General features: G+C 47.6%; 19 protein-coding genes. 5 read left to right on the top strand and 14 right to left on the bottom strand.

The window, feature by feature from the left end; all coding sequences use genetic code 11:
* Nucleotides 1–177: 177 nt before the first annotated feature.
* From ABZJ92_RS09660 to ABZJ92_RS09650, 3 genes are read left to right on the top strand one after another with little or no spacing between them, the layout of a single operon-like run.
* Nucleotides 178–540, top strand: a complete 363-nt coding sequence (locus ABZJ92_RS09660; protein ID WP_000915539.1) for a bactoprenol glucosyl transferase — start codon at nucleotides 178–180, stop codon at nucleotides 538–540.
* Nucleotides 537–1,454, top strand: a complete 918-nt coding sequence (locus ABZJ92_RS09655) for a glycosyltransferase family 2 protein (RefSeq protein WP_000703648.1) — start codon at nucleotides 537–539, stop codon at nucleotides 1,452–1,454. The genes ABZJ92_RS09660 and ABZJ92_RS09655 overlap by 4 nt, the downstream gene beginning before the upstream one ends.
* 12 nt (nucleotides 1,455–1,466) lie before the next feature.
* Nucleotides 1,467–2,732 carry a hypothetical protein gene (locus ABZJ92_RS09650; protein ID WP_000688544.1) on the top strand — a complete coding sequence of 422 codons (1,266 nt, stop codon included), beginning with the start codon at nucleotides 1,467–1,469 and terminating at the stop codon, nucleotides 2,730–2,732.
* A 66-nt stretch (nucleotides 2,733–2,798) separates the two neighbouring features.
* Here ABZJ92_RS09650 and ABZJ92_RS09645 read toward each other — a convergent pair whose 3' ends face one another.
* The gene (locus ABZJ92_RS09645) at nucleotides 2,799–4,514 is read right to left on the bottom strand and encodes a phage head-binding domain-containing protein (protein ID WP_228355600.1); all 1,716 of its coding nucleotides are present in this window, start codon (nucleotides 4,512–4,514) and stop codon (nucleotides 2,799–2,801) included.
* Nucleotides 4,515–4,601: 87 nt separating this feature from the next.
* Here ABZJ92_RS09645 and ABZJ92_RS09640 point away from each other — a divergent pair, with 87 nt between their 5' ends.
* Nucleotides 4,602–5,111, top strand: coding sequence for an HNH endonuclease signature motif containing protein (locus ABZJ92_RS09640; RefSeq protein ID WP_001104356.1), 510 nt, complete (start codon nucleotides 4,602–4,604; stop codon nucleotides 5,109–5,111).
* A gap of 131 nt (nucleotides 5,112–5,242) precedes the next feature.
* Nucleotides 5,243–5,503 carry an Arc family DNA-binding protein gene (locus ABZJ92_RS09635; protein WP_000287059.1) on the top strand — a complete coding sequence of 87 codons (261 nt, stop codon included), beginning with the start codon at nucleotides 5,243–5,245 and terminating at the stop codon, nucleotides 5,501–5,503.
* An 89-nt stretch (nucleotides 5,504–5,592) separates the two neighbouring features.
* On the opposite strand, the gene ABZJ92_RS09630 is transcribed toward ABZJ92_RS09635, so the two are convergent.
* Genes ABZJ92_RS09630 through ABZJ92_RS09570 form a run of 13 tightly spaced genes read right to left on the bottom strand, consistent with a single transcriptional unit; the run spans nucleotide 5,593 to nucleotide 19,526 of the window.
* Nucleotides 5,593–7,590, bottom strand: a complete 1,998-nt coding sequence (locus ABZJ92_RS09630) for a hypothetical protein (RefSeq protein ID WP_025724180.1) — start codon at nucleotides 7,588–7,590, stop codon at nucleotides 5,593–5,595.
* Complete coding sequence (locus ABZJ92_RS09625) at nucleotides 7,590–8,978, bottom strand: phage DNA ejection protein (protein ID WP_025745416.1); 1,389 nt, start codon at nucleotides 8,976–8,978, stop codon at nucleotides 7,590–7,592. Before ABZJ92_RS09625 ends, ABZJ92_RS09630 begins: the two co-directional genes overlap by 1 nt.
* 9 nt (nucleotides 8,979–8,987) lie before the next feature.
* Complete coding sequence (locus ABZJ92_RS09620) at nucleotides 8,988–9,680, bottom strand: DNA transfer protein (protein WP_000964882.1); 693 nt, start codon at nucleotides 9,678–9,680, stop codon at nucleotides 8,988–8,990.
* 2 nt (nucleotides 9,681–9,682) lie between these two features.
* The gene (locus ABZJ92_RS09615) at nucleotides 9,683–10,138 is read right to left on the bottom strand and encodes a DUF2824 family protein (RefSeq protein WP_000614042.1); all 456 of its coding nucleotides are present in this window, start codon (nucleotides 10,136–10,138) and stop codon (nucleotides 9,683–9,685) included.
* Nucleotides 10,138–10,986, bottom strand: coding sequence for a tail needle knob protein (locus ABZJ92_RS09610; RefSeq protein WP_112364640.1), 849 nt, complete (start codon nucleotides 10,984–10,986; stop codon nucleotides 10,138–10,140). The genes ABZJ92_RS09615 and ABZJ92_RS09610 overlap by 1 nt, the downstream gene beginning before the upstream one ends.
* Entirely contained in the window at nucleotides 10,986–12,404 is a 1,419-nt protein-coding gene (locus ABZJ92_RS09605; RefSeq protein WP_001122370.1) for a packaged DNA stabilization protein gp10, read from the bottom strand. Before ABZJ92_RS09605 ends, ABZJ92_RS09610 begins: the two co-directional genes overlap by 1 nt.
* The gene (locus ABZJ92_RS09600; RefSeq protein WP_001054834.1) at nucleotides 12,404–12,904 is read right to left on the bottom strand and encodes a packaged DNA stabilization gp4 family protein; all 501 of its coding nucleotides are present in this window, start codon (nucleotides 12,902–12,904) and stop codon (nucleotides 12,404–12,406) included. The genes ABZJ92_RS09605 and ABZJ92_RS09600 overlap by 1 nt, the downstream gene beginning before the upstream one ends.
* The gene (locus ABZJ92_RS09595; RefSeq protein ID WP_000149465.1) at nucleotides 12,882–13,130 is read right to left on the bottom strand and encodes a hypothetical protein; all 249 of its coding nucleotides are present in this window, start codon (nucleotides 13,128–13,130) and stop codon (nucleotides 12,882–12,884) included. Before ABZJ92_RS09595 ends, ABZJ92_RS09600 begins: the two co-directional genes overlap by 23 nt.
* Before the next feature lie 44 nt (nucleotides 13,131–13,174).
* Nucleotides 13,175–14,470 carry a P22 phage major capsid protein family protein gene (locus tag ABZJ92_RS09590; RefSeq protein ID WP_001196946.1) on the bottom strand — a complete coding sequence of 432 codons (1,296 nt, stop codon included), beginning with the start codon at nucleotides 14,468–14,470 and terminating at the stop codon, nucleotides 13,175–13,177.
* Entirely contained in the window at nucleotides 14,470–15,381 is a 912-nt protein-coding gene (locus tag ABZJ92_RS09585) for a scaffolding protein (RefSeq protein WP_112364631.1), read from the bottom strand. The genes ABZJ92_RS09590 and ABZJ92_RS09585 overlap by 1 nt, the downstream gene beginning before the upstream one ends.
* A gap of 13 nt (nucleotides 15,382–15,394) precedes the next feature.
* Complete coding sequence (locus ABZJ92_RS09580) at nucleotides 15,395–17,560, bottom strand: portal protein (protein WP_112364632.1); 2,166 nt, start codon at nucleotides 17,558–17,560, stop codon at nucleotides 15,395–15,397.
* Nucleotides 17,561–19,060, bottom strand: a complete 1,500-nt coding sequence (locus ABZJ92_RS09575) for a terminase large subunit domain-containing protein (protein WP_000417851.1) — start codon at nucleotides 19,058–19,060, stop codon at nucleotides 17,561–17,563.
* Nucleotides 19,038–19,526 (bottom strand): DNA-packaging protein, encoded by a 489-nt coding sequence (locus ABZJ92_RS09570; protein WP_000729920.1) that lies wholly within the window; start codon nucleotides 19,524–19,526, stop codon nucleotides 19,038–19,040. Before ABZJ92_RS09570 ends, ABZJ92_RS09575 begins: the two co-directional genes overlap by 23 nt.
* Nucleotides 19,527–19,528 lie beyond the last annotated feature (2 nt).

The raw sequence follows: 19,528 nt of genomic DNA, 5'->3' as shown, positions 1-19,528 counted from the left end.
AAATACGGCACAACGATCTTCAAACATATAGCCACACATTCACAGAAGAGCACAAAGCCTTGCAATCCAGTGCAAAGATTTGTGTGCCAGAGTTTTTCTCATCAACTACCGCAAGTATCGATCGATTGAGACTTGGATGATAGACTTCATGCCTTTGATTATTAGCTGATAGAAGAAATGTTAAAGCTATTTGCAAAGTACACATCTATAGGCGTGCTGAACACACTTATACACTGGGTGGTTTTTGGTGTATGTATCTATGCCGCGCATACCAATCAGGCTATGGCAAACTTCGCAGGTTTCGTTGTGGCTGTGAGTTTTAGCTTCTTTGCGAATGCAAAATTCACATTCAAAGCATCAACTACAACGATGCGCTACATGTTATATGTCGGGTTCATGGGAACACTGAGTGCTACTGTTGGATGGGTTGCTGATAGATGTTCACTTCCTCCAATTGTCACTCTTGTTACCTTCTCCGCCATCAGCTTGGTGTGCGGTTTCGTCTATTCAAAGTTCATTGTCTTTAGGGATGCGAAATGAAGATATCTCTTGTCGTTCCTGTCTTCAATGAAGAAGAAGCGATACCAATTTTTTATAAAACGGTACGTGAATTCGAAGAGTTGAAGCCATATGAAGTAGAAATTGTTTTCATAAATGACGGAAGCAAAGACGCTACGGAGTCAATCATTAACGCTCTGGCTGTTTCTGATCCGCTAGTTGTTCCGCTGTCATTTACACGCAACTTTGGTAAAGAACCAGCATTGTTTGCAGGGTTAGACCATACAACCGGCGATGCCGTGATTCCAATTGATGTTGACCTGCAAGACCCGATTGAGGTTATTCCTCATCTTATTGAAAAGTGGCAGGCAGGTGCTGACATGGTGCTTGCTAAACGTTCAGACCGCTCAACTGATGGACGGCTGAAACGTAAGACAGCTGAGTGGTTCTATAAATTACACAACAAAATAAGCACCCCAAAAATAGAGGAAAATGTCGGAGATTTTCGACTCATGTCTCGTGAGGTTGTGGAGAACATTAAACTATTGCCTGAGCGCAATCTTTTCATGAAAGGCATACTGAGCTGGGTTGGTGGTCAGACAGATGTCGTTGAATATGTACGCACAGAGCGTGTTGCTGGCATCTCAAAATTTAATGGCTGGAAATTATGGAATCTGGCACTGGAAGGTATCACAAGTTTTTCAACCTTTCCTCTTCGCGTATGGACTTATATAGGCTTGTTTGTTGCAAGCATTTCATTTTTATATGGTGCATGGATGATTATAGACACCATTGTCTTTGGTAACCCAGTACGCGGGTATCCCTCCATGCTTGTATCAATACTTTTCCTGGGTGGAGTGCAACTGATCGGGATTGGTGTTCTCGGTGAATATATAGGTAGAATTTATTTAGAAACAAAATCAAGACCACGGTACTTAATTAAAAGCAGAAAATAACAGGATGATCTTATGAAGATATTCATAATGCGCAATTGGCACAAGATATCAATTTTTATACTTGCATTTACTTTGATTTGGCTTAGGCGCATTGACATTTTGACAAATGCCCAGTTTTGGGCTGAGGATGCAGTTTTTTGGTATAAAGATGCATACGAACAAGGTTTTTTCAGTTCACTCATAACCCCAAGAAATGGTTATTTTCAAACAGTATCAACACTCATTGTTGGTGCGACGACATTTATTAATCCAATTTACGCACCATTATTATCAAACTTTTTTGGAATAATAATTAGAGCTATAATTATATGGTTCTTATTTACCGATAGATTTAAATTCCTAAGCACCACATCAAAAATCTTCATCTCTGTATATTTAATTTGCATGCCCGGGCTTGATGAAGTCCAAGCCAATATAACAAATGCTCACTGGTATTTATCATTGTATGTTGCAATGATAATAATATCTGAAGAATCCAAGTCAAAATTATGGAAAGCACATGATTTATTTTTTATAGTATTATCTGGATTGAGCGGTCCATTTATTATATTCATAATTGCATCATCTGTTTTTAAATATTTACACTTATCAAAAGGAGTAATAAGCATAAGAGGTTTATACTTATTTTATACTCGACTGCCATATTTGGCAATGATCTTGTGTGGGCTGATACAGGCAACATCAATAATTCTTACATTTAATGGAACAAGATCACATGCTCCATTAGGATTCAGTTTTGATGTTATGTCATCTATAATATCATCTAATGTATTTCTTTTTTCATTTGTCCCTTGGAATATCGCTAATGCTGGATGGGATAATCACCTTTTATCGTACACACTATCAACTTTAGTAATTACATTATGTGTTTTCATTTATATTAAAGGAAATTGGCAAATGAAAGTGTTTGCCACCCTTCCAATACTTATTGTCGCATTTTCTATGGCAAAACCTCAACTGGCAGATTCTGTTCCTCAACTGCCAACACTTGCAACCGGAAACGGGTCAAGGTATTTTGTAAATATTCATATTGCAATTTTTTCATTAATATGCGTTTGTTTGTTTCAATGCATAAAGAATAAAACCTTAAAAATATTCTTTAAAATCTATGTTTCAGTCATCCTTATTGCAATGATAAAATTAAACTTTTTTATAACCCCTCTTCCTGACATGAACTGGTCTCAAGGAGCAGAATTAATAAATAAAGCAAAACATGGAGAAGCCGTCTCATTTACAGTGCTCCCTCCATGGTTAACTCTTGATTTAATAAAAAAATAAAACTTCACATTAATAAATAACAATGAATCCGCCTCCCTACGTATTCCCGTAGGGAGGCTGTCGTGTTTATAGTAGCCTGGTAATGCTAAATGCAAACGAACTGGAGATTCCTGCTCCGCTAAGCGTATTGCGCAGGGTCACCCTAAATGTATCTACGCCAATATAAGTAACATCACAACTAACTGAATCAGGCGCAGATATAGGTGTTATCTGCACAATATAACCGCTAGCAACTGCTGCGAGCGGATGAGAAAAGCTAACCTCATACACACCTGTAGCAACCACGTTAACCGATGAAACACCAGTAGCAACGTCGATACTACCATTGGCGTTAATTTTTCCCGAGCGTGTGACTGACAATGCAGAAGCCGATGTTGCCTTACTGGTTGTTTCTGTAAAAACACACCCAATGTCAACTACCTCGCAATTAGCTCCTGTTATCCAGTATGGTCGATCTGCACTTGGCTGATAATCCCCTGCGCTCTGGAACGTTGTGCCGTTGAGTATGACTGTAACTTTTCCCCCACCTGAGCTTGTTACTTGAATATTAGTGTGCGTGTATCTTGCACTGCTCACGCGATGAAAATTTCCACCGTTTATAACCACAGTTACAGGGCGCGTCCCAGTATTATCTATAGCAAGGTCTGCCCCCCCGGCATTAGCCTCAAAGTATGGGTTGTTTAATACCAAAGCGCACGAACCGTTAAGGCCATTTATGGCTAATTGCGCACCACCTGTACTGGAATCCCCCTGAGTACCATTTCCTTCACAAGTCAGGCTATTGATAGTTGTACCAGCACCCCAGCGGTCCCCGAGGATACCCCATTCACTGTTCTGACTGCACGTAAGCCTATTTGCAGTTATAGCGTTCAGTTCAGAATGATTTACGGAGTTGGTAGCACGCCAACCGATACGATTACTCTGCAAGTACACGTTCGTCATGTCGCTCGTGAGCATCGAGTCAGTGCGTAACCCTTCCCCGTCAGGGTGGCGGCAGATAACAATGTTTTCAAGACGAGTATGTGCTTTATTCTGCACCAGCATACCGTAACTTCCGGGATTCCCTTTCAGCGTCATGTTGCCGATGTAGTCATATGCAGCCAATCTCTGACTGTTAAACGCTGCGTCACCTAGCATTTTTACGTTAAAATCAGTAGCTCTACATTCCAGTATTGTCTCAGCCATGTTCTCGCCTGAGTAAAAACAGCGGACACCCGGAGCACCTACAAAGTCGGCAGGGTAATCATCATAATTAAGTACCAGAGGAGTGGTAACATCATACACCCCTTGCTTTATTTTTAATGTTCCACCGAAAGGCCACGATGTAAGCGGGTCTTGATATATTTCATTTTTTATTGCAAATAGCTCATCTTGAAGATTTTTCCCGCTATTAGTGCCAATGTAAGTAGCCCCTTCATCAGATTGAAGTAACTGCAGAAGCTGTTCAGGGTCATACTTCAGCAAATTCGGAAAATAGAACTGTTGCGAACCATACGCATCATATACAGCCATTGAATGGCCTTGCTCAGTTACAAATTTGGCAATCTGCCCGTTATATACCGGATAACCAGCAGCGTTAATGATGATTGGTTGAGAAACAGGAACGTGATAACCATCTTCGTTCTCCACATAAACCTGAATCTGGTTTTCAGGATTTACAGGGTCAGTGTCAATTTTACCAATATAAATTTTACCATTGGCTACGGCTTTAAAAGAACGAGCCATAGTGAATAGTTGCGAAGGCATGCTTACCACAACATTGGCATTTATTGAATCTGTCATTTTAATTTCTCTATATGTTAAGCAAGCAATATTCATTGCTAGCATGTTTTTTGTATAATGAGTGAACTTTATTTAAAGGTGGTTAACATGAACTGGAACGAAGTATTCGTATTAAAAGACGATGGACTCCTGTACTGGAGTGACCAATATCTCTCAAGACCCAAAATGTTCAATATCTCTAAAGAAAAGCCTGCAGGACATATATTCAAGGACAAGAACAGGAAAACATCTTATATAATTATCAGGTATCAAGATAAAATATACGCCGCTCATAGGATAATATGGGAAATGTTTTATGGTGAAATCCCTTCAGGAATGCAAATTGACCATAAAGATGGTAATGGGTTAAATAATTCAATAGACAACCTGCGTCTAGTTAGTCTCGGTGAAAACCTAAAAAACAAATCTAAATACACAAACAATACATCTGGGTGCGCAGGTGTTTCATGGCATAAGACCCATAAAAAGTGGGTGGCATATATTAGCGACGCAGGGAAGCGCATTAATCTCGGATACTTTAAGAGTCTCGATGATGCAATTGCTGTAAGGCGTGAGGCTGAAAAGACCTATGGTTATCATGAGAATCATGGTAGGTGATATCTGACATTTCATTGCTCCAGACGAATGATATGATGCAACCATGATGTGATTGCATACCGAAATGGTACTATTGAGTATTTATCCAGTAGGTTACGATGCCATTCCACCCAACTGGTGAGGCATCAAGGATGTACAGCAAATACGACGAGGCGCAGTTTCACTTGAGACTTCCGCATGAACTCCACGCGAAAATTAAACAGCGTGCGAAGATGAATAACAGGTCGCTGAACTCAGAGATAATTGCAGCGATTGAAGAATCACTGGATAAACAAAACTCTGCATCAGTTTACATTGACGATGCAGAGCGTATGGCAGAACAACAATCCGATATGGTTAAGAAAATTGTCTTTGATACGCTCAAAGAGCTATATAAAAAAGACAGCAGCTAACCATCAGTTACGGAGGATTTATGCAAAGAGATATGCTGAATATTGCGTTCTACATATTTGGTTTTTGCACGTTCCTGGTGTTTGCGAAGCTATTCTGACAACGCATCAGACTTGGCACCCTGAGTCAGGGCGTTAATGGCCTTTTGCGCCTGCTGCATGGCTTTCTCAAACGCTGTTGATCCGCGTGGGGTGTTTGCCATTCGGAGCATTGCATTTCTGAATGGTTCGCTCTCATAGGCGCGAGTAAGAAGTCCGTAGCTTACTGCTGCGCCAGTTGTCGCCGGGTTCATTGCCGTCCCATACCCGATAATGAACGGGATGGTTTGCTGCCCTGTTGGTGTTGTTACTGCCGCTTTTGCTGCCTGCTGAGTGGACTGAAGGTAATTTTTCAATCCTTTCAGATAAGCAGCGTCCTGCCCCTTAAATGTGATGCCAGTCTGGTTTTGCAGGATGTTAAGCTGCCGAAGGAACTGGTCAGGGGATCCGCCAGATTTCTCCATCGCCTTTCCAATGATGCCATTGCGCATTTGCACCCTGCCAACACGACCAACTGAGTTATACAGCGTCTTAATTTCCGATTTGTTCTTGCTGAATAGCATGTTGTTGACAACTTCCGGCGTCAGGTCGCCTTTCATGAGAACATTCTTCAGCCTGGTATTCTTTAGTTTCGCCGCTTCGTCAGCGTAGACGGCATTGGCCTGCTGATATTTACGGAGAGTATCGTTGCCAAGATTCTGACCAATGGCACCATTGATATCGTCGGTCATCGCCTTGTAAACGCGCTGAATGGCAGCATCGGAACGGTTTGGTAACACTGGTCGCTCACCCTTCACGTCCATTCTGAACTGACTGCGCAGGTCGCTTAATTGCTTCAAATCCAGATTTACCGGACCTTCAGGGCCAGCATTGCGAACAAGCTCATCACGATATGACTGAAGTTTTGAAATTGTCTCGTTATCAGCCACCTTACCAAGCTTCTGCAGGTTAGATATTTCTGTATCAATCTGCTGAATTGCTCGCGCAGGCTGAATGTTTACTCCAGCCATAGCATTCTGAACCTGCTCCAGTCGATTACCGGCGGCACGACGAATTCCTGATGTTTTCGCTTTAAGGCTGTCAATAACAACCGCTGGATCATACTCCCCGAATTTATCAGCAAATCTCTGCACCAACTGGCTTCTCGCTTCCTGTTGCGTTGCTCTCATTCCGCTTGTTCCAGCCAGAGGGATATTTTCTGCTGTAGTCTGCGCCATTTTTCCGACGCGGGAAGTTGGTTGTAACAGGTCTGTGGTGTGCAGAGGAACTCCTTCACGCTCTGCAAATCTGATAGCCTGCTGCGCTTCTGGCGCGATAGCGCCACGAACGCCACGATAAGCAGCACCTAATCCACGTCCGGCAGCGTTAATAGCACCGCCAGCAAGTACACCAACGCCTAAATCGGTGGCGAGTGCTTCCGCATCATCTTTCGCACTATTTGCAGCAAGTGATCCAACTGCGTTTTCAGCGAGAAGGCGAGTTGCCCCCTGAGCAATTCGACCAGCAAGTGTTGGTGCCTGTGCTGCCGCTCTCTCAACGCCAGCAGGAGTGAGGTAAGGCAATGCTTCAGCAAATACCCTTCCCTCTGTCGTTTGTGGAGTCAGCGCACCTTGCTGAAGGCCAAAGTCCTGCTCTAATCCCTGCGTTGTTACTCGTGGCGCTGGTTGATATGTCCCATCGCCAATGCCGAGTTTACCGCCAGCCCAAGCCGCCGCGCTCGTTACAGCATCGGCAACTGATGCAGGTATATTTGCCACGTTCACGCCAGCCTGCACCAGTCCGCGACCAGTCTCTTTTACTGCTTCGCCAAGATCAGACATAAATCCACTTTGCTGTGGTTGTTGCTGTGCTACTGGTTGTTGTGTCTCCACTGGCTGCACAGATGGCAATGGATAGGCAGCATAGAAAGCTTGCTTAGCCTGCTCTGCATTTTCTCCGGCTTGCGGGGCCACGACTTCATTGAAGTATTGCTCCTGAGCCTGCGCTTTTTGTTCTGGTGCTAACGCCTGATACTGTGGAGAGGCGATAACATCTTTCCATGCTTTAGCCATTAATCACCCCATAGTGAAGAAAAGTTACTGCTGGCTGCTGGCTGTGATACCTGTGCAGGTTGAGATTGCTTCCGCTGAGATTTACCAACATTAACGTTATATTGTTGGTTGTAATTGTTGGTGTATTCCTGAATCTCACGAATCGACTGCTGCATAGCCTCCGGGCTTGAATAGTCAACCTGCGGCATCCCCTGAAAATACATCTTCGCTTCTGCAACGGTGTTAATACCACTGGCACCCATGTCCCTTGCTGCCGCCACACCCTGATTCTGCATTCTGCCCTGAATACGTTGTGCTGAGTTATATAACTGGCGCTGCTCTTTTCCCGTTAATCGGCTGCGAACATCAGCACCAATTGCTGGATTACCTGCACCACCTGTCATTCCTGTCATGAAATCGAGAGCAGAAGCGTCTGCATTTGCGATCGCGTCGATATCCTTCTTCATGGCATAGTTTTGTGCTGATGCAGACGATGTTGCAGGCGCAGCGATTGAACTGGCAGGGACGCGAACCATATTCCCATCGTTGTCGATGCCTTCGTAGAACGCATTAGCCCCAGCGCCATGAAGCTTCCCGCCTACCGTTACAGTTCTGCCATCTGATAACTGAACTGTACGCTCATCATTCCCAGCGATTCCTCTTGTTGACGCTCGCTGCATTGCCAAATCCTGACCTCGTCGCGCAGTAGAAGCAGATAAGTCCTGACCGCGCATCGTGATGTTCTGGCCTCGTGCTGTTAGCGCCTCGCCAGCCTGATTGCTGCGGATTGTCTCTGCAAGTTTCCCGCGATCAATCTCACGACCAGCCATCTTGTCCTGAACATTGAAGTAATCAATTGGACCAAGAGCAGCCATTCCAAGGTGATCAACAAACTCACCAAATCCTGAAGGGTTCTGCTGATACATCTGAGCAACGTTATTAGGGTCAACACCGACGCGCGCCAGCTCATTGGCGTTGTTTTGCAGCCATGATTGCATTGCTTCTGGAGAAGATGACGCAAGACGTGCGCCAGCCGCTAATGTACCGATAGAATTACGCTGGTCTTCATCAATGAATCCCATGCCTTTACGAACGGATTCAATCTGGTCTGGATATTGAGTAGCCAACTGACGCAAAGCACCGCGATCACCAGAAGCATAAGCATTAGCGTATGCCTGCTGAAATTCTTTCTGCCGCTGAGCCTGCTTTTCCTGCTGAAACACCCCCGCAATACCTGAAAGGCCTTGCAAAGCAGTCAGCCCAACATTGTTAGCGCCTGAACGCTCAATATCATTGTTCTGCCTGATAAGCTGAAGCGTATTGCCGATGTCATTTACGCTCGGAGCGTTTGAGTTGACGCCGCCGATACCAGCCAACAATCCGCCATTTGATCCTTGCCAAGTAGCCATGATTACCCCTTAAAACAACGAGCCAAGCAATCCGATACCAGCACCAATGCCAGCGCCCCAAGGTGTTGATGTTCCCAAAAGGCTGGCAAGACCTGCACCGGCAATCGCACCAGACGTTCCGCCACTAATTGCTGTCTGAAGACTTGATGGTTTGTTGGCATTAGCAGCGGCAAGAGCTGCGCTTTGCTGTGCAATGCTGCTCATGTTGTTGGCGTACGTCTGCCCGGCGTTTGCCTGACCTTGCAGCGCACCAAGCCCAACGTTTGCCAGATTGTTGTAATTGCTCATCTGGTTTGATAACCAAGACTGACCGAGTGTCGGCGCGATCGTAGCCAGTTGATTGCTTGTGGCTGTCGAACCAAGTCCACCCGTCGCCTCCGCAGCAGCAAGACTCTGGTAACGCGCCTGACCTGCAAGGTCTTTATACTGCTGAGAGTTGTAATACTGATTAAGTGCCTGCCCCTGACCTTCTAAACTGGAAAGATTCTGCAACTGGTTAACATACTGCTCCGCAAGAGGCGTGAACGGAGCAAGGTTTTTCATGATCGTCTGCCACTGCTGATTTTGCAGGTCTGCTGCATACTTCTGAGCTTCTGCGGCATACTTTGCGCTTTTATCAGAACTTCCACCTTTCCCACCCTTTTCAGGGCAATAAGGTTCCTCGCCGCGCAGTTTTCTGCCCAGCTTAAATGCATATAACATGGCTATCTCCCGTGATTCAGGAAGTCGATTAGTTCTTCGCGTGTTGCGCTGTAAAAAGTCACGTCATCCACGCCTTTGAAGTATTTCTTGATGGTTCCTACTCGCTTAAGGCCAATCATTGCGCAGTACATCTGACCGTGGCGGAATTTGCGCGCAGCGAACGATGTGACGCACTGAACGGTGGTGTTAGTCAGAATGTATCGCCAGAACGCCAGCCCGATTTCCTTGCTGAATCCACGAACCTCTGGCAGGTACATGGCGTGGCAATCAAAGGTCAAAGGCTGAATCTCCTGATAGTAAACAATGCCGCCGAACTGCCCGTGCACGTTCACCTCGAAGTAACGGCATTCAGGCTTGTAGTCGTATCCATCACCGTTGTTGCTCCCGGCGATAATGTCGGGGTGATTTCCCACGGCTTCTATCAGGTCGATGTTTCGCGTTGGTTTGAACTGAATCATCACTGCTCCGCGATTATCTTGATGATTGTGGCAGTAAACGCCGCACCATTTGACTGAATGGTTAACGTACTGCCATTTGTGGCAAGAAAGCCGTCTTTATCCACGCTGAAGAACGTAGCTAACAGGATGTTGTCGGTTGTTGTCGCCGCATTACGACTGCTTACCAGTGTGTCAGGAACAGAGCCGGAAAAGGTTAGCTGCATTGACCTGTTTGCGGTTCCACTGGGCCACGTCCCGACAATAGACAGCTTGAAGAACAGCGTTTTGTTCTCGTTGAACACAACCATCTTGTTGTTAACGGTGTCGAAGAGTGGCGCTAATGTTCCTGATGACGGCGTGAGCGTTTTCAGCAGACTGACAAGGTTGGTCGGCGCTGTCGGGATGGTTACTGATACGCCCGAGTAAACAACTTCTGACTTCTTGCGCGTAGTGGCATACTCCAGAGCATCGATGCGCGTTTCATGGTCTGAAAGCGTGTTTTGAATGGAGACAACTTCATCCGTCAGATAATCAATATCGTTTTCTGCTGTCGTTAATCGTGAATCAAGGCCGACTATCGCCGCTTCTGCGTTAGTGATCCTTGTTTCGTGGTCCTGAATCTTAGCTTCAGCTGATGCCAGTCGAATTTCGTGATCGACCAGAATCACATCCTGCTCATCGTTCCTGACCTGTGCATCATAAGCGCCCTGTCCGGCCTCGTTGGCCTTGCTAGCCACGTTACCAACATCAGTACTCTGTGCGATAACGTACAGCAGATATGACTGCGAGAAGATATTGCGTGGAAGGATTGATGTATCGAGCCGCGTCGCCTGAACAATAACAGGTGTATTGAGATTCGAATCCGCCATTACTCAATCCTTATCTGGCAGCCAGACAGAGTGACAGGTGACTTCGTGATAACGCGCAATTTGAAGCCGACATTTTTCCTGATGCGCCCTACTCGCTTCCACAAAACGCGTTTGTCGTAAACGAACGGTTCATTCTGCTCAATCATCTGCTCACGCCCGTAATTGATGCCGTCAGTGGTTGCAGAGAGAAAAAGGCGGTCAGCATACTGCGCAACGCCAGTTGACGATTCAACCTCAAGGTCGAACACTCTGGCGTTATCCGCTTTGAACAGTGGAGTAAACAGCAGGTGTTCCTGTTGCTTGTCGTACTGGCTGCTGATGTCGAATTGCAATTTCCCGGTCACGGACTCCAGCTTATCGCCGCACGTTATCTGATTGCCTTCGTAAATGAAGTCGATAGCGCGGTACACATCGTCATATAAGCCAGTTTTCAACACACACCATTGCGGACCATTGGCACTTGAAGATGCGTCGTACACGAGAACATGGCGCGGAAGATGGATAATCAGCAACTCATGCGCATCAAACCGCAACGATTCCATCACGCCATCAGCCAGTTCATCAGCAGTGTAGGAGCGGAGAATTTTCTCAATGCTCGCGCTGGCGATTGGTGACACCTGACCGGAGCCGATGATATATACAGACGGCGCACCTGTTGCCGGATTGCTGATGAACGCATACGAATCAGCAAACGGCGTTTTGCAGTAAGTCCCGGCAATGCCTTTCTGCACCATCAGCGATGGCTGTGCGACATACAAAGCAGCACCAACGGTGGTTGCACCAGTCAGGGAGAAATATTCAATCGTCGATGAACCAAAGCAGACGATGAAGTCTCGCCATGTTCCGATACCGATGATGCCGTCCGGTTGCGATTCTGCGCGATATTGTGCGCTGTATCGGTCAGGATGCGATTCGTCTTCAAGGTCAGTGATAAACCATGAATCAGTTCCGTCTTTTGACCACGCATAACGCCCACGTAAGCGCGTAATGTCGCGAACTGAACCTAACTCGTACTGTGTGAATCCGCTGTCTGTAGGCCAGTTTGAGACGGTTTTAACCGTGCCATCATAGCGATACTCGACCAGTTGACCATTAACGCCTACCGCCTGTGATGTTCGACCATGCGCCATTGATACGCGACCACTTCCGGCAACATCACCAACCTCGCTTTCGCCCTTATACAGCTTGCCACCACACACGCGATAAACAGCATTCTGCGCCATGTTGTGCTCGACGCCTCGCGATACGCCGTTCACATCAGAACGTTTGGCAATGCCCGGGAATGAGCGAAGATATCCGCTGCTGTTGAGGATTTCTTTGGGTGTAGCCAACATATTCACTGGTAGATAGTCGATATAGTCAGCGTTTCTAAAGTCTTTGCCGACACCTTTCATAAGCGGAAGTTGCTGAATCGGCATTATTCGCTCCCATTATCGCAAGGTTCCTTTCGGTGGAAGTAATTCCAACCGTTCCACTTCGCCAACTGGTTTCCACTGCCAACAGGCATACGGTTTGGATAACCGGACTTACATTTAGCGGCTTTTGCTCTGTCCATTGCAGACAGTTTGACGAGTCGCTCTTTCCCGTATCTGGCAGTGGTTATAAGTTTTGCTGACGCTTCCAGCGCATAATCAGGAGCAATGCGGCAGGCAAGGTTGAAAATGACGGCATTGATAGCGTTATTTGATAAACCGTGCTCATCGCCCGGATCCGGAGCGACATCTGCATCAGCAAAAATGTAGCCAACGTTGATCCCAGGTGACGCATCACCGCCAAGCCATTCAGCCATCATCATTTCAAGGTCGTTGACGCCGTCTTCCATAGACTGCGGTTCGACATCAGTTAACGTGGCATTTGATGCCACACCGAGCTTACGTAATGCCGCAAGGACTAAATCACCCTTCGTTGTCAGGTTCATCTGATGCCGCCTTAGGTTTTCGACCAGGCTTTTTACGCTGCTTTTCTTCTGGCTCTGGCTCTGGCTCTGGCTCTGGCTTTGCAACATCCTTCAAAAGGTCATCAGGATGTGAAAACCAACCAGCATCCAGATATTCCTGAAGCTCTTCGGCTTTCACGATTTCAAAGTCGTAGCCAACGCCTTTCCACTTCTTCATGTCGCCATGACGAAAGATCATGTGTGTCATGCTTGTCTCCAGATAAAAAAGGGAGCCGAAGCTCCCTCTGGTTATCACGCGGTCTGGTTAGGCAGACCAACACCAATTGCCTCTGGTCGTACAGCACATGCTGAATACCACACAGCAATACGGCACTTACCAGACAGAGTATTGATATCACCCTGCGTTGCGAAGATGCCGTTAACACCAATACCAGGAATGCTGAAGGAAGACGTTTTCATGCCAGCAAACAGTTCATGGGTTACCGGAATCGGCTGAGACAGCAGGCGGATTGAGTCATCAGCCCAGAACACGTTAGCGGTGGTTGTTGCCACGTTCAGAACGTTTACCGGAGTGGTATCAGCAAGAGAGGTGTTTACGTTAGCGTAAGCCTTCTCTTCTTTTGTCAGTGACGCGTCATCCAGTGCAATCGGTTTCGGCGTGATTTCGATGTGAGTACCATCGATCACACGGGTGATTGAGAAAGTCGCATCATCAGTTAGCACGTTCTTCGCCATCTGAGACAGGAATTTCACACCAGTGAAACTGATTTTGTCGCCGCGCTTAAATCCGGTGGTAGATGATACGGTCACCGTTGCAACACGGTTGTCAACGTTCTCTTTGTTACCATCGGTATCAAGAGTGTATGCCTGCGGCTTAAACTTCTGCGCACCAGAAACAGTTACACCAGTAGCGGTTGACTTGGTAACTGCCGGAAGTTTCGGTGAGCGAAGAATTTCATCAAAGCCAGCAATCTGACGCTGAATAGTACCGTTGCGATACGCTTCTTCAGGAACGCGACCGAAGATGTCACCATCTACCAGGTTGCGGCCTGCTTTGCGGTAATCGTCAGGGTTCAGGAAGTAACTGATGCCCATATCGCGGTTTAGCTCACGGGAGAACATCAGGCGCTCTGCATCAGACACAAAATCCCAGCCAGACAGGCCAGTAGATGGACCAATTGCGCGGGTATCGTGAACAACAAGCGAGCCCATTTCAGTTGCCTGTTTGGCAATTGCTGACTCAATGTTATTCGCCAGTTTTTTGGCGGATGCCTGGATGCGGCGACGGTAAGAACGCTCATCACGCAGGTCATCTGCACGAAGCTCGAAGAAATCGTTATCCGGATCGCCCATGTTGCATTTCACGGAGAGTTCCAGAATCCCGGTTGCGTTGCCAGTTAAATCCCAGCCAGTCTGGGTTGGCGCTTCCTGCTCAACAGGCATCCACACGGTGTTGCTTGAACGCTGCATGGATTCTGCCGGAGGGGTGTATTTTGTCACTTTGGACGCCATTGGCGTCAGGTTCTGGACGGTTTCGATGATTTCATCCAGAGCATACGTGACCAGTTGACCTTCATTTAATGCCATTATCGAATTCCTTTATTCAGTTGCGCCTTGAGCTTGCGGTATGTCTCTACATCCCCTTTGTTTGCTGCCGCTTCCATCTGCTTTTCAATCGCAGATATATTTGCAGCAACAGCGTGTCCCTGAATGGGTTCATCAGGTAGCGGGGCTTCTGAAACAGGTTTGGCTCGAGGCTTGAGAGTTAAACGTTCTGACAGTCGAGTGAGTTCAATCAGCGCGGATTGCCCGTCCATCGCCAGCAACTGGCGTGTTTTCTCAGGATTAGCACCAAGGTGATACATGAGAGCAGCGGATTTCTCCGGGAAGAGGCGCATGATGTCGGCACCGACTGCTGGCGGCACCAGTTGCATGAATGCATCCTCTTTCTCCTGATAGTCAGGGATATTGAGCTTTTCCGCTGCGTCGTAGTGCTTACGGGCTGCCTCGACGTATTGCGCTGATTGCTGGGTGAACTCCTGAGTTTTGCGACCCTGCTCGGCGACAGCCTGGCTTCGTGCGTCCATAGCCTTGATCTGCCATTCACTATTTGCCTGCTGGAAGGCAGCCAGTGCGCGGCTCTGGTCATAGTCGTACTTAGCCAGTGCATCTTCGGAAAGATAATCGTTAGGGTCTGGTTGTTTTGGTAACTCAGGGTTCACCCGCAGGTGCTCCGGCAACTCTCCACGCTTAACCGCTTCCATCTGTTGCTCAAGCTCACGCTGGCGTTTGCGTTCGATGCGGCGACGGGCAAATTCAGCATTAGTTGCCGGGTCTTGTTTTGGTTTCTCATCGTCTTTCAGGACAATCTCGAAGCCTTCTTCCTGACATGCGTTGTCGTTGGCATTATCGACAACTAAGCCATCAGCAGATGCCGCTGCATGATTGCCGGGCAGGGTTAATTCTTCAGAAGCCTGAATGTCGGTGGTTTGGTCCATGATTAACTCTCTCTTATTGAGGTGTCTCGGCTACTCCGCCGGAGGGGATTTGAACTTGACGCATAAGATTCGCGAAATCCATGCGTTGTGAATGAGTCTGGTCTGCATCTTTAAGAAGCAGCTCAGCGTTAGCACGAGCATCTTTGCTGCGCTGTTGCTGGAATTGACCTACGAGCTTGAGGTACTCACGCAGTTCTGCCTGCTTGTCGAGGTCCATATTGTTGAAGATTTCTGCAATCTTCGCGGCGTTGAGTTGGTTTTGGGCTTCAACCTTGGCAGCTTCAACCTGAATCTGCGCCTGTTGGTTCTCTGCCTTGAGCAATTCAGCCTGACCTTGCAGAAGGATACCCTGCGCCTGAATTTGCTCTGCTGATGGCTGCTGCGGCTGCTGTTGAGCCTGCTGTACCATATCCATCTCTTCAGGTGTTTCTGGTTTCTTCAGCCCCATCATCACCAGTTGCTTGTTCGCGTACTCTCGCATCATCTCGACGCCTTTACCGTCAAGCAGCGTGAAGTATTGCAGCATCAGCATCTGGAACTCTGGAGTACCTTGCGGAACCTTGGTGAGCAACTCCTGAATCTCTGCGCGGTTCTGTTCCTTCATACTCTGGAAGGATGGTCCGACGTCTGTATAGCACTCATAGCGACCGCGAATGTCGTTGAGTGTGACCACATTGCCGGACTGGTAATCGACAACTTGCGCATAGAGTTGAACGTCTTTCTCGCTTCCATCTTCAAGTGTCAGCGTTACATGACGAGGAACGTCATAAATATCGTTGACCATTGAGGCATAAATCTCGCCATCACGTCGCATTGCGGTAGCCAGGTTATCCTGAAACACGTATGTCTCAAGGTCTGCCCGCATGTTCAGTTGATTGACGGTATCGAAAGCGACCTGAGAGTTTGCTGCCTGCGCATCCACACCAAGACTAGCCACCTCTTTCACTGCGTTGGTGGCAGCCTCAAGCATGTAAGCGTTGGCTTGCGGCACTTCAGGGTTTTCCATGTAGGAGATTGGACCAATCGGCAGGTCGTTACCGTTTTCATCGGTCTTGTTCTGCAAATAGTACGGATAGTCATCATTTCCACCGTACATGTATTCGTAGCCTTCGATTTGCTCAGGGAAGAAGGTCGGTTTCTTCTTCGGTGAACGAGCAACAATATCGGCGTTGAATGACATGATCATGTTACGAAGGCGTTGACCGTCTTTCGTCAGCCTTACCACGCCCTCGTAGCACTCCTTGTCACCAGCGAATGACCATTCGCCGTACACAGGAACGATTGGGATATGCTCTCCGGCTATCTTCTCGCGGTCTTTCAGTATCTGCGTGCAGGTGATGATCGACTTATACACACGCCGACGCTTGACCTTACGCTCTGCTACCTTAATGAATCCACGATTAGCCAGGTCGTCGATGACGTCTTTGATATCCTGCTGGTAATAGCTGACCGGCTCACCTGTCAGCGGGTCGCGGTAGATGAAGACTTTCTCTTTCTTCTCTTCGACCTCGTAATACTCAGCGACGTAGACGACATCATTCGATACCCACGGAAACAGCCATGTATCGTTCGGATTCTGGAAAGATGGCAAGGTGTCAGGATCAATACCGTAATCCTCTGCGAACTCTTTCCAGCCATTGCGTGACAAAGCGTTAATCACCGTGCAGTGCTTAGCATCGCTCTTATCCATCTGCTTGCTGTTGGCGTCCCATATGACGTGTGAGCAGGCTTCATGGATTGGCAGGCGTCGGATTACCTGATTGTTGCTTGTTGGGTCGTTGTCTTCGTACTGCGTGACCAGACGCCATGCACCAACGCCGGACTCTATCTGCTCACGAACGCCAACGTTAACGGCAATTTTTGCCGTGTTATGGCGCATATCAGTACGATACATCCCCATCAACACATCGGCTGCATCAGGATTAGCGCCGTCTTTGGGTCGAAAGAGAACGTCGATAGGGTTCCGGCGCATCTCTGCGACCAGTTTCCTGACCACCGGGCGAACAACATCGAATTGTCCGCGATATTGCAGGGTCGTGTAGTTTGATAGCCAGTCATCCCATTGCGACACTCGGCTAAAATACAGGTCATTTGTCGCCTCGGTTCTGGCTTCATCGCTCGCCATCCAGTCCGCGTCAAACTTACACAGAATGGAATTGAGTCTGTTTTCGTCGGCCATTTAAGTTCTCCGTGCGATGGGCCTGATTGGGGCTGGTATCTTTTTCTCTTTTGGTTTTTTGATGTCGCGCATCATTTTTGCGAAGCGGCGCATCATGTATGCATAGCGAACGGCTGAGAGAACGTCGTCGTTAAGCTTGACGATTTTCCCGTTTTCATCACGGTGATAGAGGCGGAACTCCTCAAAGAATGGCTCACAGGTGTTGAATACTTTGAAGCGACCATCGAGCATCATGTCGCGCAATTCAGTGATGCCAGGCTCCACAGCGTTACCGCCATCAGGCCATGTCGCATGCTCCTGCAACATCATAAAACCAGCGTCGGCATACTGCCCTTTGAGCTGCTCACCGCCGCCCTTCTCATGCTGGTTTCCGTCATGAGGCCATGCGGTTGGCACTTTATGCGCCCATGATTTAACGGCTCCCCATGCCTGAACGGCTGTTTTTTCTTTCGCCTTCCACACGCGTGAAACGTAGATTGTGTCTGCGTCCTTATCCCACCAAAGCTGAACCTGCGCCTGTGGGTGATCCCATCCGAAATCCATCCCGCCAATTACGTAGAAGTGATCAGGACACTCGAACGGCTGACACTTAATTGTCTCTTCCGGTATCTGGAAGATTCGACCACTACCCATCGTAGGAATACCACGAGCACGTGCCTCTCTCTCATGCTCGGGATAGGATGCGATGATTTGCTCTTTCTGCTCGTCGGTGTAGTGCTCTGCGTCATAGATGGTCATGTTGACCACTTTCTGCGACTTGCTGGGATTCTTCAGGAACTTGGTAACAACGTCAGACATCCCCATCAGCGGGGTAAACGTCAGAATTGAGAATTGCCCGTATTTGTTGGTACGGGTAAGACCTTCGCCATAAATGCTGTATGGTGGTTCTTCGTCAAACCACACGCCGTGGATTGTGTCACCCTGCCAGCGAGCGCGGCCTTGCGAGTATGGTTTGAAGTAGCAGATTGAAATGCCATCTTCAACGCCATCAGCCGTGTGATGCTTAACCAGAAGATGATCAACAAGGTTCGGAAAGAAAGGAGACTTCTTCCAGCTAATGATGTCTTCTTTCGGTATTGAACCGTAGCCAGGCTCATCATTCTCTTCGATACGACCGCACAGGATACGTTGAGTCGTTTTGGTTACAGTCTCGTTTGTCTCGCCGCCAATCCAGAAGACAACAGGCTCATAGAAACGCTTACCTTTCCACTCTCCGCCATATTTACCATCAGCAGGATAGCCTTTTGTGCCCGGATAACGCCCGGTAAGGTGAAACGCGACTTCAGCAGCCCCAGTAAATGACTTACCAAGCTGGTTACCAGCCATAAAACAGCGCTCTGGATAGTCATGCCCGGCGTCGATGAACTCACGCTGTTTGCTGTATGGCGTAAATTCATATAGCAGGTGTGTGTTCCGGTAGTTCTCTTCTTCTTCGAGTAGCTCGAGCAATTCTATTTGCTCTTCGTCGCTCAAGTTATCAAGAATCGCGTCCAGTTCCACGGTTGAATAGCTCCTTGATACGAGAGCGTCGCTTATCGCGATCTCCCTTATCAGGTGTCACGTCTTCAACTTGCGACTGCTCTTTGAGGCCCAAATCACGGGCGATGATGTTAGCGTTGAGAAGGTCAGCGGCTGCGCCAGAGAATTTCTGGTCGTAGATGATGTCTTCCGCTCGTGATGTGACGTCAGAAAAACCTTCCATTGACCGGAAGGTTCCCCATGTTTGCCTGGTGATATCAAGGAAGGTACACAATCCTGAAATAGTCATGGCTCGCATCTTAGGGACATTAGCCTTAATTATTTCTCCCTGATATGAAAATACCTTACCCTCCCATAGCGGGTTATCATCAGCCCACTCGAAGTATTCACAACAAGCAGCCCACAGCGCCTCAGGCGATTCGAATTTAGGGTTTCGCCCATGACTACTGCGGGCCTCCCAAAATCGGTTGCCCTTTGGTGCTGCCATAT

The organism is Shigella sp. FJ200513, assembly GCF_040495915.1.
Taxonomy (GTDB): Bacteria; Pseudomonadota; Gammaproteobacteria; order Enterobacterales; family Enterobacteriaceae; genus ECMA0423.
This window is presented reverse-complemented; position numbering and strand designations above follow the sequence as displayed.

Coding starts and splice junctions, on each gene's coding strand:
- ABZJ92_RS09605 (WP_001122370.1), bottom strand. CDS start 12,404: ATGCCGATTCAGCAACTTCCGCTTATGAAAGGTGTCGGCAAAGACTTT.
- ABZJ92_RS09660 (WP_000915539.1), top strand. CDS start 178: ATGTTAAAGCTATTTGCAAAGTACACATCTATAGGCGTGCTGAACACA.
- ABZJ92_RS09645 (WP_228355600.1), bottom strand. CDS start 4,514: ATGACAGATTCAATAAATGCCAATGTTGTGGTAAGCATGCCTTCGCAA.
- ABZJ92_RS09610 (WP_112364640.1), bottom strand. CDS start 10,986: ATGGCGGATTCGAATCTCAATACACCTGTTATTGTTCAGGCGACGCGG.
- ABZJ92_RS09590 (WP_001196946.1), bottom strand. CDS start 14,470: ATGGCATTAAATGAAGGTCAACTGGTCACGTATGCTCTGGATGAAATC.
- ABZJ92_RS09655 (WP_000703648.1), top strand. CDS start 537: ATGAAGATATCTCTTGTCGTTCCTGTCTTCAATGAAGAAGAAGCGATA.
- ABZJ92_RS09570 (WP_000729920.1), bottom strand. CDS start 19,526: ATGGCAGCACCAAAGGGCAACCGATTTTGGGAGGCCCGCAGTAGTCAT.
- ABZJ92_RS09625 (WP_025745416.1), bottom strand. CDS start 8,978: ATGGCTACTTGGCAAGGATCAAATGGCGGATTGTTGGCTGGTATCGGC.
- ABZJ92_RS09585 (WP_112364631.1), bottom strand. CDS start 15,381: ATGGACCAAACCACCGACATTCAGGCTTCTGAAGAATTAACCCTGCCC.
- ABZJ92_RS09635 (WP_000287059.1), top strand. CDS start 5,243: ATGTACAGCAAATACGACGAGGCGCAGTTTCACTTGAGACTTCCGCAT.
- ABZJ92_RS09620 (WP_000964882.1), bottom strand. CDS start 9,680: ATGTTATATGCATTTAAGCTGGGCAGAAAACTGCGCGGCGAGGAACCT.
- ABZJ92_RS09650 (WP_000688544.1), top strand. CDS start 1,467: ATGAAGATATTCATAATGCGCAATTGGCACAAGATATCAATTTTTATA.
- ABZJ92_RS09640 (WP_001104356.1), top strand. CDS start 4,602: ATGAACTGGAACGAAGTATTCGTATTAAAAGACGATGGACTCCTGTAC.
- ABZJ92_RS09595 (WP_000149465.1), bottom strand. CDS start 13,130: ATGACACACATGATCTTTCGTCATGGCGACATGAAGAAGTGGAAAGGC.
- ABZJ92_RS09615 (WP_000614042.1), bottom strand. CDS start 10,138: ATGATTCAGTTCAAACCAACGCGAAACATCGACCTGATAGAAGCCGTG.
- ABZJ92_RS09600 (WP_001054834.1), bottom strand. CDS start 12,904: ATGAACCTGACAACGAAGGGTGATTTAGTCCTTGCGGCATTACGTAAG.
- ABZJ92_RS09580 (WP_112364632.1), bottom strand. CDS start 17,560: ATGGCCGACGAAAACAGACTCAATTCCATTCTGTGTAAGTTTGACGCG.
- ABZJ92_RS09630 (WP_025724180.1), bottom strand. CDS start 7,590: ATGGCTAAAGCATGGAAAGATGTTATCGCCTCTCCACAGTATCAGGCG.